This window comes from Marilutibacter aestuarii (assembly GCF_006546775.1).
Taxonomy (GTDB): Bacteria; Pseudomonadota; Gammaproteobacteria; order Xanthomonadales; family Xanthomonadaceae; genus Marilutibacter; species Marilutibacter aestuarii.
In genome coordinates, this window is sequence record NZ_VICE01000057.1 from 1 (window position 1) to 14,130 (window position 14,130).

10 protein-coding genes and 1 other RNA gene are annotated in these 14,130 nt (G+C 68.8%); 3 read left to right on the top strand and 8 right to left on the bottom strand.

What is annotated here, in order from left to right; genetic code table 11:
* Positions 1 to 513: 513 nt before the first annotated feature.
* The 7 genes from rpiA to FKV25_RS06005 all read right to left on the bottom strand — a co-directional run bounded on the left by rpiA (position 514) and on the right by FKV25_RS06005 (position 7,932).
* On the bottom strand, positions 514 to 1,161 hold the full coding sequence (rpiA, locus tag FKV25_RS05975) for a ribose-5-phosphate isomerase RpiA (RefSeq protein ID WP_141517883.1): 648 nt from the start codon (positions 1,159 to 1,161) through the stop codon (positions 514 to 516).
* Positions 1,162 to 1,206: 45 nt separating this feature from the next.
* Complete coding sequence (locus tag FKV25_RS05980; RefSeq protein WP_141517884.1) at positions 1,207 to 1,677, bottom strand: EVE domain-containing protein; 471 nt, start codon at positions 1,675 to 1,677, stop codon at positions 1,207 to 1,209.
* A complete protein-coding gene (locus tag FKV25_RS05985; protein WP_141517885.1) occupies positions 1,674 to 2,285 on the bottom strand; it encodes a 5-formyltetrahydrofolate cyclo-ligase in 612 nt (203 codons plus the stop codon). The genes FKV25_RS05980 and FKV25_RS05985 overlap by 4 nt, the downstream gene beginning before the upstream one ends.
* Positions 2,286 to 2,377: 92 nt before the next feature.
* A non-coding RNA gene (ssrS, locus tag FKV25_RS05990) (6S RNA) lies at positions 2,378 to 2,564 on the bottom strand.
* A gap of 87 nt (positions 2,565 to 2,651) precedes the next feature.
* On the bottom strand, positions 2,652 to 2,957 hold the full coding sequence (locus FKV25_RS05995) for a cell division protein ZapA (RefSeq protein WP_141517886.1): 306 nt from the start codon (positions 2,955 to 2,957) through the stop codon (positions 2,652 to 2,654).
* 67 nt (positions 2,958 to 3,024) lie between these two features.
* Positions 3,025 to 3,246 carry a TIGR02449 family protein gene (locus FKV25_RS06000; RefSeq protein WP_141517887.1) on the bottom strand — a complete coding sequence of 74 codons (222 nt, stop codon included), beginning with the start codon at positions 3,244 to 3,246 and terminating at the stop codon, positions 3,025 to 3,027.
* Positions 3,247 to 3,291: 45 nt separating this feature from the next.
* The gene (locus FKV25_RS06005; RefSeq protein WP_141517888.1) at positions 3,292 to 7,932 is read right to left on the bottom strand and encodes an EAL domain-containing protein; all 4,641 of its coding nucleotides are present in this window, start codon (positions 7,930 to 7,932) and stop codon (positions 3,292 to 3,294) included.
* Between the two features lie 131 nt (positions 7,933 to 8,063).
* Here FKV25_RS06005 and FKV25_RS06010 point away from each other — a divergent pair, with 131 nt between their 5' ends.
* Together FKV25_RS06010 and FKV25_RS06015 are read left to right on the top strand one after the other, a co-directional pair.
* Complete coding sequence (locus FKV25_RS06010; RefSeq protein WP_141517889.1) at positions 8,064 to 8,618, top strand: UPF0149 family protein; 555 nt, start codon at positions 8,064 to 8,066, stop codon at positions 8,616 to 8,618.
* 84 nt (positions 8,619 to 8,702) lie between these two features.
* Positions 8,703 to 10,031, top strand: coding sequence for an aminopeptidase P N-terminal domain-containing protein (locus FKV25_RS06015; protein ID WP_141517890.1), 1,329 nt, complete (start codon positions 8,703 to 8,705; stop codon positions 10,029 to 10,031).
* A 79-nt stretch (positions 10,032 to 10,110) separates the two neighbouring features.
* Here FKV25_RS06015 and pepQ read toward each other — a convergent pair whose 3' ends face one another.
* Entirely contained in the window at positions 10,111 to 11,439 is a 1,329-nt protein-coding gene (pepQ, locus tag FKV25_RS06020; RefSeq protein WP_141517891.1) for a Xaa-Pro dipeptidase, read from the bottom strand.
* A 128-nt stretch (positions 11,440 to 11,567) separates the two neighbouring features.
* Between pepQ and FKV25_RS06025 the strand changes: the two genes are divergently transcribed.
* Positions 11,568 to 14,129, top strand: coding sequence for a bifunctional diguanylate cyclase/phosphodiesterase (locus tag FKV25_RS06025; protein ID WP_141517892.1), 2,562 nt, complete (start codon positions 11,568 to 11,570; stop codon positions 14,127 to 14,129).
* Position 14,130 lies beyond the last annotated feature (1 nt).

Below are 14,130 nucleotides of genomic sequence, written 5' to 3' on the forward strand. Positions count from 1 at the left end.
ATTTACACCGAAGGCCGGTCCCCGAAAGGGACCGGCCTTCTTCTTTTTGGAGCCGTGATGGGTCATTCGTGATGGGTGATGGGTCATCGGTCGCCAGCTCCTGGAGCCCACCGGCGGCCAATCCCCCATGCCGTCATTCCAGCGAACGCTGGAATCCAGCCCTGGGGCCCTGGACGTTGGGCGCTGAAGGAGGATTCGTGACTCGCCATCCGCGACGGGACGACGATCAAATCACCCATCACCCATCACCCGTCCCCGGTCTCGGGGCTTCGTCGCCCGCACGGGGAGCCCAACGGCGGCCGATACCCCATGCCGTCATTCCACCGAACGCTGGAATCCAGCCTGGGGCCCTGGACGTTGGGTGCTGAAGGAGGATTCGTGACTCGCCATCCGCGACGGGACCAGGATCAAATCACCCATCCCAAATCCCCAATCCCCATCACCAGCCCCAAACGAAACGGGCCCCGGTTCGCACCGGGGCCCGTCATGTACACACTGGTGGGGCCTGCGCGCCTACAGGAGCGTCGGTGGTTCACCGCCGACGATGACGACGTCCGCGCCGCGACGGGCGAAGAGGCCGACGCTGACCACGCCCGGCACCTGGTTCAGGTCCGCCTCCAGGCCGACCGGGTCGGTGATGGAGAGGTTGTGGACGTCCAGCACCAGATTGCCGTTGTCGGTTACCACGCCCTCGCGCCAGACCGGCTGGCCGCCGGTGCGGGCGACGATCTCGCGGGCGACCAGGCTGCGTGCCATCGGGATGACCTCGATCGGCAGCGGGAAACGGCCGAGCACATCGACACGCTTGCTGGGATCGATGATGCAGACGAAGGTCCGGCTCGCCTCGGCGATGATCTTCTCGCGCGTCAGCGCGGCGCCGCCGCCCTTGATGAGGCGCTTGTGCGGGTCGCACTCGTCGGCGCCGTCGACATAGAGGGAGAGGGGCCCGGTGGCGTTGAGGTCCATGACCTCGATGCCGTGGCTGCGCAGGCGCTCGGTACTCTGATCGGAGCTCGAGACGGCGCCCTTGATCCGGTCCTTGATGCCCGCAAGGGCATCGATGAAGTAGGCCACGGTGGAGCCCGTGCCCACCCCGACGATCATGCCGTCCTCGACGTATTCGATGGCTTTTTCGCCGGCCAGGCGCTTGGCTTCAGACATTGCGGTTTCCAGGTATTGGAGCGATGGAGTGCGGGCGGAGCGGCTTCATTCCAGTGCGAGCAGGTACTTCCACTGCGCGGCGCTGACGGGGAAGACCGACAGCCGGTTGCCGCGGCGGACAAGGGCGAATTCCTCGCCCAAGGCATCGGCGTGCTGCTTGATCTCCTCCAGGGAAATCGTGCGCCCGAGCTTTCGCTCGAAGGCGACGTCGACCAGCTGCCAGCGGGGCTCTTCACGCGAGCTCTTGGGATCGTAGTAGTCCGACTTTCGGTCGAACTGGGTTTCGTCCGGATAGGCTTCGCTGGCGACGGTGGCGATGCCGACGATTCCCGGTGTAGGGCAGTTGGAGTGATAGAAGAGGATGCCGTCGCCCACGCTCATGCAGTCGCGCATGAAGTTGCGCGCCTGGTAGTTGCGAACGCCGTTCCACGGCTCGGTACCGACCCGCTGGAGGTCGTCGATGGAAAAGGCGTCTGGCTCGGACTTCATCAGCCAGTAGCGGCGGCGCTTGCTCATGCAGGGTCCTCGGAACGGGAGCGGTGGTCGTGGACGGCGGTCTCGGTGCACACGGCATCGAGCGGCACGTCCCAGTCGGCGGCATCGAGGTGGTCGAGTCGCTGGAGATCGAAGGCGGCACCGACCAGCCAGGGCGGCGCGGGACCGTTCCGGCGGAAGGCGAAGTTGCGGTCGTACCAGCCACCGCCCATGCCCAGGCGATGCCCGCGCCGGTCGAAGCCGACGAGGGGCAGCACGACCATGCGCATGGCCTCGGGTTCGAGCAGCTCGGTGGGGGGCACGTCGGGTTCGGGAATTCCAAAGCGGTTCTGCACCAGCGGTCTGCCCGCCCGCCAGGGCGCGAAATGCAACCGGTGGCCCTTGCCCAGCACGGGCAGGCAATAGATGCAGTCACGCGGCAGCCGGAGCTGCCAGGCATGCAGGGCAATCTCGCCGTCGGTCGCCCAGTAGCCGGCGACAGGCCCGGAGCGAGGTGCGAAGGGCAGCGCCAGCAGCGCGTCGGCCAGGCGCTCGGCCGCGGCCACGCGGGCAGTGGACGGCAGCTTGCGGCGGGCCTCGCGCAGGGTCTCCCGGAGCTGGCGGCGCGCGCCTTCGCGGTCTTCGGTCATCCAACGGCATCCGGTTCGGGGGCGACCGCGGGCCGCCGGACGGGAGACAGACGTGCGAACAGCGCCACGAGGGCGCTGCACGCGATGATCAAAAGTCCTCCGCCAATGGCGATGCGCGCGAAACGACCTTGAACCCGGGGTTCAAGTGGGGACGCTGGGAGACCGTCGGGCTTTCCGCTACGTGGCGGACCTGCACTCCGGGAATCCGTTGCGCCCCCGCGGTCGCAATTAAGGGACAAGGCGAATGTTTGCGCACGCCGTCGTCCACAGCAGAGGACGTGGCGGAAGTATAGCGCGAGCCGAGGCCGTCGCGTGGCCGCTTGTCGGTACGGAGGCCACCGCGTTCACGTTCCCCGGGGGGCGCGGCTAGTCGGGCGGGGTGTCGAGCAGGCTGTCGAGCTTGCGGTGGAGTTCGCCCAGGGTGCGTCCGAGCTCGCGGTCGCGCAGGCCTTCCTCGGCCCGTAGTTGCTGGAGTTCGTGCGCCAGGTTGAGCGCTGCGAGCACGGCGACGCGATCCAGCGCGGCCATGCGGTTGTCGCCGCGGACCTCGCGCATCTTCCCGTCCAGCAGCCTGGCGGCCTCCAGCAGGCTGTCGCGTTCGTCGGGCTCGCAGCCCACGGTGTATTCGCGATCAAGCAGGCGGATGCTGACCGGGGTGTTGGGGCGTGTCATCGGTGTCCCAGCAGGGGGCGGCGGGCGCTGGGGCCCGTGGCGCGGAAGAGAAGGGGTGCGGCACGACTCACGTGTGTTGTTCCAGCGATTTCAGGCGGGCGATCATGGCCTCGACGCGGACCCGCGCCTGCTCGTTCTTGGCCAGCAGCGCGGAGCGCTCGCCGACGAGCTGTTCCTGCTGCTGGCGCAGGCTGCGGTTCTCCTCGCCCAGGCGGCGGGTACGCTCGGCGAGCGTGTCCACGCGGGCGACAAGGGCCTGGAGTTGGGCGAGCAGATCGGCGTGGTCCATTCCGGCACGATAGGCAGGGGGCGGGGGGCGGTCAAGATGCCGTGCTCAGCGCCCCGCGCCTGCGCCCTGTTGGCGCCCCGTCCCACGGGTGTCGCGCCACTCGTGAAGGAAGCGCGCGCATGCTTCGGCGTCCAGGGGACGGGCCAGCCAGTAGCCCTGGATCTCGTCGCAGCCCTGGTCGCGCAGGAATTCCATCTGGGCGGCTTCCTCGACGCCCTCGGCGACGACGTTGAGGCCCAGGGAGTGCGCCATGGTGATGATCGTGCTGGTGATGGCGGCGTCGTCGGAATCATCGCTGAGGTCGTCGATGAACTCCTTGTCGATCTTCAGCGAGGTCAGGGGCAGGCGCTTGAGGTAGGCAAGCGATGAGTAGCCGGTCCCGAAATCGTCCACCGCCAGGCCCACGCCGAGGTCGCGCAGGGCGCGCAGGGTGTTCGCGGTCTGTTCGGCGTTGGCCATGATCACGCTCTCGGTCAGCTCCAGCTCCAGCCGCCGGGGCGGGATGCCGGTCTCGCGCAGGACCCGTTCCACCACGTGCGGCAGGTCGCCGCGCAGCAGTTGCAGCGCCGATACGTTCACCGCCATCGTCAGGCCGGTGATGCCCTCCGCGCGCCATTGCATCAGGCGGCTGCTCGCCTCGCGGAGCACCCACTCGCCGATCTCGAGGATCAGCCCGGTTTCCTCGGCCAGCGGAATGAACTGCGCCGGCGATATCGGGCCATGCTCCTCGCTGGTCCAGCGCAGCAGGGCCTCCACGCCAGTGATGGATTGCTCGGAAAGCGACAGCTGGGGCTGGAACACCAGTTGCAGCTCGCCGCGGTCGAGGACCTTGCGCAGCGCGGCGGTGATCGTCGCGCGGCGCCGGATCTCCACGTCCATCGCCTCGTGGTAGCGCATGAAGGTGCGACGCCCCGCGGCCTTCGCCTGGTACATGGCGGTATCGGCGTGCTTGAGCAGGTCCGTCGGGACCTGGGCATGGTCGGGGTACAGGGCGATGCCGATCGACGGCGATATCGAGACGTCGTGCCGCTCGTCGAAGTCCAGCGCAGACTCGAACGCGTCAAGCAGCTCGCGAGCGATGCGCTCGGCGTCCTCGACGCTGTCGATGTCCTCGAGCACCACGGTGAACTCGTCGCCACCCAGGCGGGCGACCGTATGGCCGGGTCCGACGGTCTGCTGCAGCCGGTTGGCGGCGGCGCGCAGGATGCGGTCGCCGGCGGCGTGCCCGAGCGAGTCGTTGATGTCCTTGAAGCGGTCCAGGTCGAGGAACAGCACCGCGATCTTGCGGCCGTTGCGGCGGGCGCGGACGATGGCGCGCGACAGGCGCTCGGAGAGCAGGGCGCGGTTGGGCAGGCTGGTCAGGGTGTCGTAGTTGGCGAGGTAGCGCAGTTCCTGTTCGGCGCGCTTCTGGTCGGTGATGTCGCTCAGGACCGCCACGTAGTTGCCGGCCTGGCCGCCGGCTTCGTGGACGACGGTGCTCTGCAGCGCGCAGAGGAACTCGTTGCCATCCTTGCGTTGCTGCCAGATCTCGCCCGACCAGCGGCCATTGCGCTCGAGCTCGTTGCGCATGTGCTGGTAGAAGGCGGGATCGTGCTGCTGGCTGTCGAGCAGGCTCGTCGAGCGACCGATGACCTCCGCGCTGGGATAGCCGGTCATGCGTTCGAAGGCCGGGTTGACCGAGATGAAGTGGAAATCGCGATCGAACACCGCCACGGCCTCGGCCATGCTGCGCAGCACCTCGCTGGCGATCCTCCGCTCCCGCTCGGCGCTCCGGTTGTTGGTGATGTCGCGGGCGGTACCGGCCACGCGTACGGCCCGGCCCTGCGCGTCGCGCTCGACCACGCGGCCGCGCGTGCGCATCCACGCCCAGCTGCCATCGGGCCGGCGCGAGCGGTGCTCGGACAGGAACAGCGCCGTGTCGCCGCGCAGGTGCCGCCTGAGTTGGGTGGCGACGCGTTCGAGGTCCTCGTCGTGGATCTCGTGCGTGGCGTTGACCTGGGTCTGCGTGCTGATCTGCGGCGCGTTGCCGTCCTGGTCGTAGACGCGCATCCAGTGCAACTGGCGATTGCCCAGGTCGTAGTCCCAGAACTGTTCGCCGGAGGCCCAGAGCGCCAGCTTGAGGCGCTCCTCGCGTTCGCGTATCTGTTCGAACCAGCCCTGCTCGCGCGCGTGCGATTGCCGCCAGCGCCAGCCTGCGACGAGGGCCGTCAGCAAGGCCGCCAGGACAAGCAGGGTGAGCGTCGCCGGGTGCCGCCACAGCGGTGGCGAGACGATCACCGGCAGGCGCAGTTCCGAGGCGCTCCAGGCACCGTCGCGGTTGGTGGCCTGGGCACGGAAGGCATAGCGGCCGGGAGGTAGGCGCGTGTAGGTGATGTTGGCCTGGGTGCCGTTGTCGATCCAGTCGCGGTCGAAGCCTTCCATCATGTAGCGGTAGCGCGCATTGAAGGCCGGCGAGTAGTCCAGCGCGCCGATGCGCAGTCGCAGCAGGTCGGTGTCGCCCGACACGTCGATCGCCTGTGGCTGCCACATCGTGGCGCCGTCGCTCGGTGATTCGGTGCCGATGCGCGCGGACAACAAGCGCAGCGGTGCGTTGAACTTCGTGGGCCTGATCGCCTCGGGCATGAAGATGTTGAGGCCGCGGACGCCGCCGAAGGCCAGGCGCCCATCGCGCAGCCGGGTGTAGGCGCCGCCGTTGAATTCCAGGTCCTGGACGCCGTCGGCGAGTCCGTAGGCATGGGTCATGCCGGTGCGGGGGTTGAAGCGCAGCAGGCCGCCGTCGGTGCCCAGCCACAGCTCGCCGCTACGGCTCTCGCCGATCGTGAAGACCATCGGCACCGGCCGGTCAGCCAGGCTGGCCGCCAGCGGGTGATCGAAATGGATGGTCCCGTCCTCGTCTTCCTGCACCCGGCTCAGGCCCGTGCGCGTGCCGACCCACAGCGTGCCCTGCGCGTCCAGGTGCAGGGCGCGCACCAGGTTGCCCGGGAGGCTGGTGGGCTCGTTGAGGCCATGGCGGAAATGCCGCAGTTGCCCGGTGGCCGGGTCCAGGAGGCTCAGCCCGTCGCCCGTTCCCATCCAGATACGCCCCTTGCGATCCTCGACCAGGGCATGGACGCTGCCGTGGCTGAGCTGGCGGGCGTCGCCATCGCGGTGGCTGTAGTTGACGATACGGCCGCCATCGCGGCGCATGTGCAGTACGCCGATGTTCTGCGTGCCCAGCCAGAGGTCGCCCTCGTGGTCGACCAGGATGCTGCGCAACTGGGTACCGGCGTAGGCGCCGAGCATGCCGGTCTCGAAACGGCGTTCGGCGGGATCGAAGCGGACCAGCCCCCTGCTGGTCGCCAGCCACATCCGGCCGTGCCCGGCGTCGCTGATCGACAGCACGCGTGGTGCGTTCGTCTCGTCGGGGAAGGCTTCTTGCAGTGCATCCTTCCAGTGCTCGAAACGGTCGGTGGCCACTTCGTAGCGATAAAAGCCGTTGTCGTCGGTGGCGACCCACAGTTCGCCATCGTCGCGCTCGTGGATGGCGCGCACGCTGTTGTGGGCGACCAGGCGTCGATCATCGTCGCCGGATCGATCGAAGATGTAGCGCAGGCGCGTGCCCTGCGGATCGGTGACCGAGACGCCCCGGAACGAGCCGCCGGCCCAGAGCATGCCGCCGCGGTCGACCAGCAGCGTGTTGATGTTGCTCTCGGGCAGGCTGGCCGGGACCAGGGGGTCCTCGTGGATGCGCTCCCAGCGACCGCTCGCGCGGTCCAGCCGGACCAGGCCGTCGTTGGCGATGGACAGCCAAAGGTGCCGGTCGGGGGCTTCGACGATGGCCAGGACGTGGGTCGATGCGTCAGGCGCGGCCACGCGCGGCCACACGGGCCGAAGGCCGCGGCCGTCTTCGTCCAGGATGAACAGCCCATCGCTGCGGCCGACCAGCAGGCGCCCCAGGTGGTCGACGGCAAGACTGGAGACCGCCTCTCCCGTCCCGACGCGTGCAATGCCTCCATCGGCCGCGATCGCGAACAATCCTGCAGCGCTGCCATACCAGACGTTTCCCCGGCGATCGGCCACCAGCGATTGCGGTGTCGAGGAGACGAGGTCGTCGGGATCGAGGGCGAGGAGACGGGTGCGCTCCCCGGTGGCCGGTTCGAGGCGCTCGAGACCGGCACCGGTCGCGACCCACAACTGCCCCTGCCGCGGCAACAGGGCGCGCACCTGCCGCCGCGCCCGGGCCAGCGGTTCCTCCGCGACGTCAAAGCGCTGGATCTCGCCGCTGGTCAGGTCCAGCCGGGCGACATACTCGGAGTAGGTGCCGATCCAGAGGTTGCGCTTGTCCGATATCGCCAGCGCGGTGACGTAACTGTCGGGCAGGCTGGCCGGGTCGCGCGGGTCGTGCTGGAACAGCTGGAAGCGCCGGCCGTCATACCGGTGCAGGCCGCCGTAGGTGCCCACCCACACGAATCCCTGGGGGTCCTCGACCAGGCTGCGCACCGTGTTCTGGGCCAGTCCGCGGTCGCTGCCCAGGGCGGTGAAGTAATAGTCGCGGACGCTGGCCTGCACGGACGGGACAATGCCCAAGGCCAGCAAGCCGGCCAGTGCGAAGCGCCACAACGCAGGTGCCGCGCGCGCCGTTGCCTGCCGCCGCGTCGCGTCGCTCCGGTACGGGTGGGCCTGGGCGCGCGGCAGCCACTGTGGCATCGGTAGGGGCCTTGTCGGTGAGGGTTCCGTGAAGCGAGTTTAGGCAGGGTCACTCCTTGACGCCAATCGAACCGGTACGGCACCTTGGATTGATACACTGCCCCCATCTGGTCGAACGCAAAGAGCCACCCGTGACGGACCCTTCTTCCGAGCTTCCCGAACTGGGCGAAGTCGAACGCGACGCCCGTGCCCTCTCCCTGGGCGTGTCAGCCTCCGAACTCCACGGCGGCCTGTGCGGCTGGCTGGCGGGTGGCGGCGGCCTGAAACCGGACTGGCTGGGTGCGGTTCTCGCCGACCCCGCCGCACCCGTGCCGGCCGACGGTTCGGCCCTGCAGCAACTCGCGGCGGCGACGGCTTCGCAGCTCGCCGATCGCAGCTTCGGCTTCGACCTGCTCCTGCCCGGCGGCGAGACCTCGCTGGCCACGCGCAGTGGCGCCCTGTTCGAATGGTGCAATGGCTTCGTCGGTGCCTTCGGCCTGGCGTTGGGTGCCCAGGCCAGCCTGTCGGAGGAGGGGCAGGAGGCCCTGGCCGACCTGGCGCGGCTGGCCCGCGCCCAGGCGCAGGAAGAGGGTGACGATTCGGATGAGGAAGCCCTGGTCGAGATCGAGGAGTTCGTCCGCGTGGCCGCGCTGCTGTTGCACGGCGATTGCGTCCTCGCCAGCCAGCATCGCCAGCGCCTGAACTGAAGCCGCCCCGGGTGGCATCGCGCAGGGCCCGCCGTTCGCCCCGCGGTCCCGCTCCGGTGCGGAGATCGCCCGCCGAGTCCGAAGATGAGCCTGAAAGCCCTCTCCACGCCCAACCGCAACCATGTCCGCCGTCGTCGGCAACTGATGCGCATGACCGGCGACGACGCCATCCTGGTCCTGCCCGCCGCCGCCGAGCGGGTCCGTAGCCGCGACACCTTTCATCCGTACCGGCAGGACTCCGACTTCTGGTACCTCACCGGCTTCCCCGAACCCGAGGCCGTGCTGGTCCTGGTGCCCGGTCGGCCGCATGGCGAGAGCCTGCTGTTCTGTCGCGAGCGCGATCCCGAGCGTGAGGGCTGGGACGGGCCGCGCCACGGCACGGAAGGCGCGGTGGCGGCGTTCGGCTTCGACGACGCCTTCCCCATCACCGACCTCGACGACATCCTCCCGGGCCTGCTGGAGGGGCGCACGCGCGTCTACTACCACTTCGGGCGCGACCAGGAATTCGACCTCAAGCTGATCGGCTGGGTGAACCGCGTCCGTGCCCAGGTGCGGCATGGCGCGCAACCGCCGCATGAGTTCCTCGAACTGGGCCACCTGCTCGACGAGATGCGCCTGTTCAAGGACCGCGACGAGCTGCGCCTGATGCAGCGTGCCTGTGACATCACGGTCAAGGCGCATGCCGCGGCCATGCGTGCGGTGCGTCCTGGCATGCACGAGTACGAGCTGCAGGCGGAGATCGAGCGGGTGTTCCGCGCGCACGACGCCATGCCTGCCTACGGCAGCATCGTCGGCGCCGGCGGCAATGCCTGCGTGCTGCACTACGTCGCCAACAACGGGCCGGTGCGCGACGGCGACCTGGTCCTGATCGATGCCGGTGCCGAGTATCGCGGATACGCCGCCGACATCACCCGCACGTTCCCGGCGAACGGACGCTTCACCCGCGAGCAGCGCCTGCTGCACGACCTCGTCGGCGAGGCGCAGCGCGCCGCGCTGGCGCAGGCACGCCCGGGCGTGTCCTACATCGCCGGCCACGAGGCCGCGGTCGAGACCCTGACCGAAGGCCTGCTGCGCCTGGGCCTGCTCAAGGGCAAGCTGGAGAAGAACATCGCCGACGGCAGCTACCAGCGTTACTACCGGCACAAGACCGGACACTGGATCGGCCTGGACGTGCACGACGTCGGCGAGTACCGCATCGACGGCGAGTCGCGCCTGCTAGAGCCGGGCATGGTCTTCACCATCGAGCCTGGCCTCTACGTGCCCGCGGACGACACCCGGGTCGCGGCGAAGTGGCGGGGCATCGGCATCCGCACCGAGGACGATGTCCTGGTGACGCGCGACGGCTGCAAGGTCCTGACCGAGGGCTTGGCCCGCAGCGCGGACGAGATCGAGGCTTTCATGGCCGCGGCCTGAGTCCCGGCCCGCGCCGTTCGTGGAAAAGGCGCGGAACCCCGCGCCTTTTCCTTGCTCCCCCGGCGTGCGCCTGGGCGCCTCAGGCCGGGAGGGCGAAGCCTTCCCGGGTGAGGTTGAGGGCGTCGCCCTCGGTGCAGACCACTTCGTCCTCGATGCGGATGCCGCCGTAGGGACGGAATGCATCGACGCGTTCCCAGTTGACGCCATCGGCGTGTTCGCCCTGGCGGACCTTGTCGAGCAGCATGTCGATGAAATAAAGGCCGGGCTCGATGGTGACCACCATGCCCGGCTCCAGCACGCGGGTCAGGCGGAGGTGGGGATGCCCCTCCGGCGGGTCGATGCGCCCACCCTCGTCGCTGGCCAGGAAGCCGCCGACGTCATGGACCTGAAGCCCGATCCCATGGCCCATGCCATGCGGGAAGAACGCCGCGCTCACGCCGGTCTCGACGGCGGCCTCGGGCGACATCTCCAGGACCCCGAACTCGCGCAGGATGCCCGCCAGCGCCAGGTGGCCGTCAAGGTGGATGCGCTTGTAGTCGATCCCGCGGCGGACCTGGCCGCACATCTTCTGCTGGGCGGCGTCGACGGCGTCGATGAGGGCCTGGAACTCGCCGTTGCGGTCGGTCGCGTAGGTGCGCGTGATGTCGCAGACATAGCCGTCGTGGCTGGCGCCCGCGTCGATCAGAAAGCTCCGGATGTCTTCCGGCGGCAGCCGGTCGAACTGCATGTAATGCAGGATGGCGTTGTGCTCGTTGAGCGCGATGATGTTGTGGTACGGCAGTTCGTTCGCGTCCTGGCGCGCGGCCTGGCAATAGGCCAGGTGGATGCCGAACTCGCTGGCACCGGCGCGGAACGCGCGCTCGGCGGCACGGTGCGCGCGCACGCCGCGGGCCGTCGCGCGGCGGATCATCTCCACTTCGTAGGGCGTCTTGAATGCGCGGTGGTAGTGGAGGTAGTCGAGCGCCTTGTCCGGGTTGTTCGGCACGTAGTCGCCCAGCGCGCTCTGCGGCTCGCCGAGGATCGCGCAGCGCGCGGCATCGGCCGGCAGGTGCGCCAGCGCCTGCCCGGCTTCGCGTATGACCTGGATGTCGAAATGATCGACCCAGTAACCACTGGGGGCCTCGGGAACCACGTGCCAGTAGTCGTCCGGCTGGAGATAGACCAGGCGGGGCTTCTGGCCCGGCGTGAAGACGATCCAGCTCCCGGGGTTGCGCACCAGCGGCAGCCAGGCCTTGAAGTGCGGGTTGACGGCATACGGGTAGTCGCGGTCGTCGAACACCTGGTAGTGCAGGTTGCCGCTGGGCACCACCAGGTGGTCGTGCCCGCTGCGCTGGATCGCAGCTTCGGCCCGCCGCTGGAGTACGGCGAGGTGTTGTGGGTATAAGATCGCGGCATCGGATGCGGTCATGGAGGTACCTCTTGAGAACGTCAAGGGATTTTGACGCATTCTCATCCAGTACGCAGGTGCCGGATGGCGGGAAACCCTCGTGGCGTTCAGGCGCCTGGCTGCCCTTCCTGACCGTGCTGCTCATCTGCATGCTGCCCACGCTCTGGCTGGCCCGGATCCAGCAGGTGCGCGCCGTGGAGGAGCGCGAACAGGAGTTCGCGAAGGTCGTCGAGCGCACCCGTTCCTCGATGCTGTCGCAGTTGCGGACCTGCGGCCTGATGGTGCGCTCCATCCAGACCCTGTTCATGGCCTCCAGCGAGGTGTCGCCGGCCGAGTTCGAGTTCGTCTATTCCAACCTCAAGCCGCGCGCCCACCTGCCCAGCCTGAAGGCCCTGGCCTACGCCAGCCTGCAGCCGGTGGAGGGGGAACTGCACTTCGTCACCACCATGGTCGCGCCGGCGAAGGGCAACGAGGCGCTCATGGGCCTGGACGTGAGCCGGCAGCCCCCCAACCTGCGCGCGGCCGAGCTCTCGCGCGACACCGACGAGGCGATCATGTCGGCGCCGTTCCGGCTGGTGCAGTTCGACCAGCCCGGCCAGTCGCCGGAGGGCGTCACGCTTCGCCTGCCGATATTCTCCGCCGGTCCGCCGCCGGCCAATGTCGCCGAACGCCGTGCCCGCATCGTCGGCTCGCTGGCGGTGTCGTTCCAGGTCAAGGCGCTGATCGAGTGGGCGCTGCCCTCGGACATTCGCGATGGCCTGCACATCGGCATCAGCGACGTCACCGGCGGCGAGCCGCTGATGCTGTACGACTCGCATCCGGAGCTGGACTGGTCGCCCGGCACCTCGCCCCTGCGCCACGCCCACGTGCAATACGGCAGCCGCGACTGGCGCATCACCGTCGCAGAACTCGCGCCGCGCCCGGCGCTCTCGGCCTGGCAGGACACCGTGCTGCTGCCGGGCATGCTGGTCAGCCTGCTGCTGTCCTTGCTGGCCGGCTCGCTGGCGAGCACGCGGCGGCGCGCGCTCGAACTGGGCTGGAAGATGAGCCACCAGTACCGCGAGAGCGAGGAGCGCTTTCGCCGGCTCAACGAACTGCTGCCGGCGCTCGTGTTGCTCGCCGACGCCCGCACGGGGCGGATCCGCTATGCCAACCAGGCCGCGCGCAATCGCCTGGGACCCCACATCGAGGGCGTGCTGCCGGCCCTGTTCGAGGATCCCGACCTTCGCTCCCAACTCGAGGACCCGGACACCGCCGGTTGCGAGAACATCGAGGCGGTGCTGCGGGCGCGCCACAACAAGCCGTTCTGGGCGAGCGTGTCGATCACCCGCGCCGAGATGGAAGGCTCGCAGATGTTGCTGATGGTGGCCACCGACACCAGCGAGCAGCGCGAGCTCACCGAGATGCTGAGCTACCAGGCCAGCCACGACATGCTGACCGAGCTCTACAACCGGCGCGAGTTCGAGCGCCGGCTCGAGCGCGCGCGGGTCAGCATGAGCCAGGGAGGCCCCACCTGCGCGCTGCTGTACATCGACCTGGACCAGTTCAAGCTGATCAACGACACCTCCGGCCACATCGCCGGCGACCAGCTCCTGGCGCAGCTCGCGCTGGTGATGCGCGAGCAGTTGCGCGGCGACGACGTGCTCGCGCGCCTGGGCGGCGACGAGTTCGGTGTGCTGATGATGAACATCGCCGACCGGCGCGAGGCCGAGGAGGTCGCCGAGCGCATGCGCCGCCAGATCGACGGCTATGTCTTCGCCTGGGAGAAGACCAGCTACACCGTATCGGCGAGCATCGGCGTGGTCATGATCGACCAGCCCGAAGCCTCCCTCGACGACCTCCTGGCCCATGCCGACACCGCCTGCTACCTGGCCAAGGAAAGCGGCCGCAACCGCGTCCACTTCTATTCGGCCCTTGACGATGACGCGACTCGCCGGCAGAGCGAGATGGAGTGGGCCAACCGCCTGCGCTGGGCCGTCGACGAACATCGCCTGATGCTGAAGTACCAGGAAGTGTGGCCGCTCGCCTCGGAGTCCGAACGCGGCGTCCGCATCGAACTGCTCCTGCGCTTCCGCGACGAGAACGGACGCCCGGTGGTGCCCGGTGCCTTCATTCCCGCCGCCGAGCGCTACGGCCTGATGCCGATGATCGATCGCTGGGTGATCGAGACCACCATCGCCAACTTCGATTCGCTCCATCCCAGCGGCGCGGACCTGCGCATGGCCACGATCAACCTCTCGGGCGCCAGCATCGAGGAGGAGCAGCTCGCCGACAGGATCCTCCACCTGCTCGAACACCATCGGGTGGATCCGCGCCGCGTGTGCTTCGAGATCACCGAGACCGTCGCCGTGCGCAACCTGTCGCGGGTGGCGCGCTTGATAGAACGCCTGCGCAGCGTGGGCTGCCAGTTCGCGCTCGACGATTTCGGCGCCGGCATGTCCTCGTTCGGTTACCTGAAGAACCTGCCGGTGGACTACATCAAGATCGACGGCAGCTTCATCCGCGACATGCTCGAGGATCCGATGAGCGAAGCGATCGTGCGCGCGGTGACCGACATCGGCCATCGCCGCGGCCTGCGCATCGTCGCCGAATGGGTCGACAGCGACGCGGTTGTCGCCGCGCTCATCAAGCTGGGTGTCGACTACGGCCAGGGTTTCGTCCTGCACGAGCCCGAGCAGGTCATCTTCCAGCGCGGGAACGCGGAGGGCTGAG

What these genes read in the sequence shown, in the direction of transcription:
- FKV25_RS06000 (WP_141517887.1), bottom strand. Translation starts at nt 3,246, where the DNA reads ATGGACCACGCCGATCTGCTCGCCCAACTCCAGGCCCTTGTCGCCCGC.
- FKV25_RS06005 (WP_141517888.1), bottom strand. Translation starts at nt 7,932, where the DNA reads ATGCCACAGTGGCTGCCGCGCGCCCAGGCCCACCCGTACCGGAGCGAC.
- rpiA (WP_141517883.1), bottom strand. Translation starts at nt 1,161, where the DNA reads ATGTCTGAAGCCAAGCGCCTGGCCGGCGAAAAAGCCATCGAATACGTC.
- FKV25_RS06015 (WP_141517890.1), top strand. Translation starts at nt 8,703, where the DNA reads ATGAGCCTGAAAGCCCTCTCCACGCCCAACCGCAACCATGTCCGCCGT.
- FKV25_RS05980 (WP_141517884.1), bottom strand. Translation starts at nt 1,677, where the DNA reads ATGAGCAAGCGCCGCCGCTACTGGCTGATGAAGTCCGAGCCAGACGCC.
- FKV25_RS05985 (WP_141517885.1), bottom strand. Translation starts at nt 2,285, where the DNA reads ATGACCGAAGACCGCGAAGGCGCGCGCCGCCAGCTCCGGGAGACCCTG.
- FKV25_RS05995 (WP_141517886.1), bottom strand. Translation starts at nt 2,957, where the DNA reads ATGACACGCCCCAACACCCCGGTCAGCATCCGCCTGCTTGATCGCGAA.
- FKV25_RS06025 (WP_141517892.1), top strand. Translation starts at nt 11,568, where the DNA reads ATGCTGCCCACGCTCTGGCTGGCCCGGATCCAGCAGGTGCGCGCCGTG.
- pepQ (WP_141517891.1), bottom strand. Translation starts at nt 11,439, where the DNA reads ATGACCGCATCCGATGCCGCGATCTTATACCCACAACACCTCGCCGTA.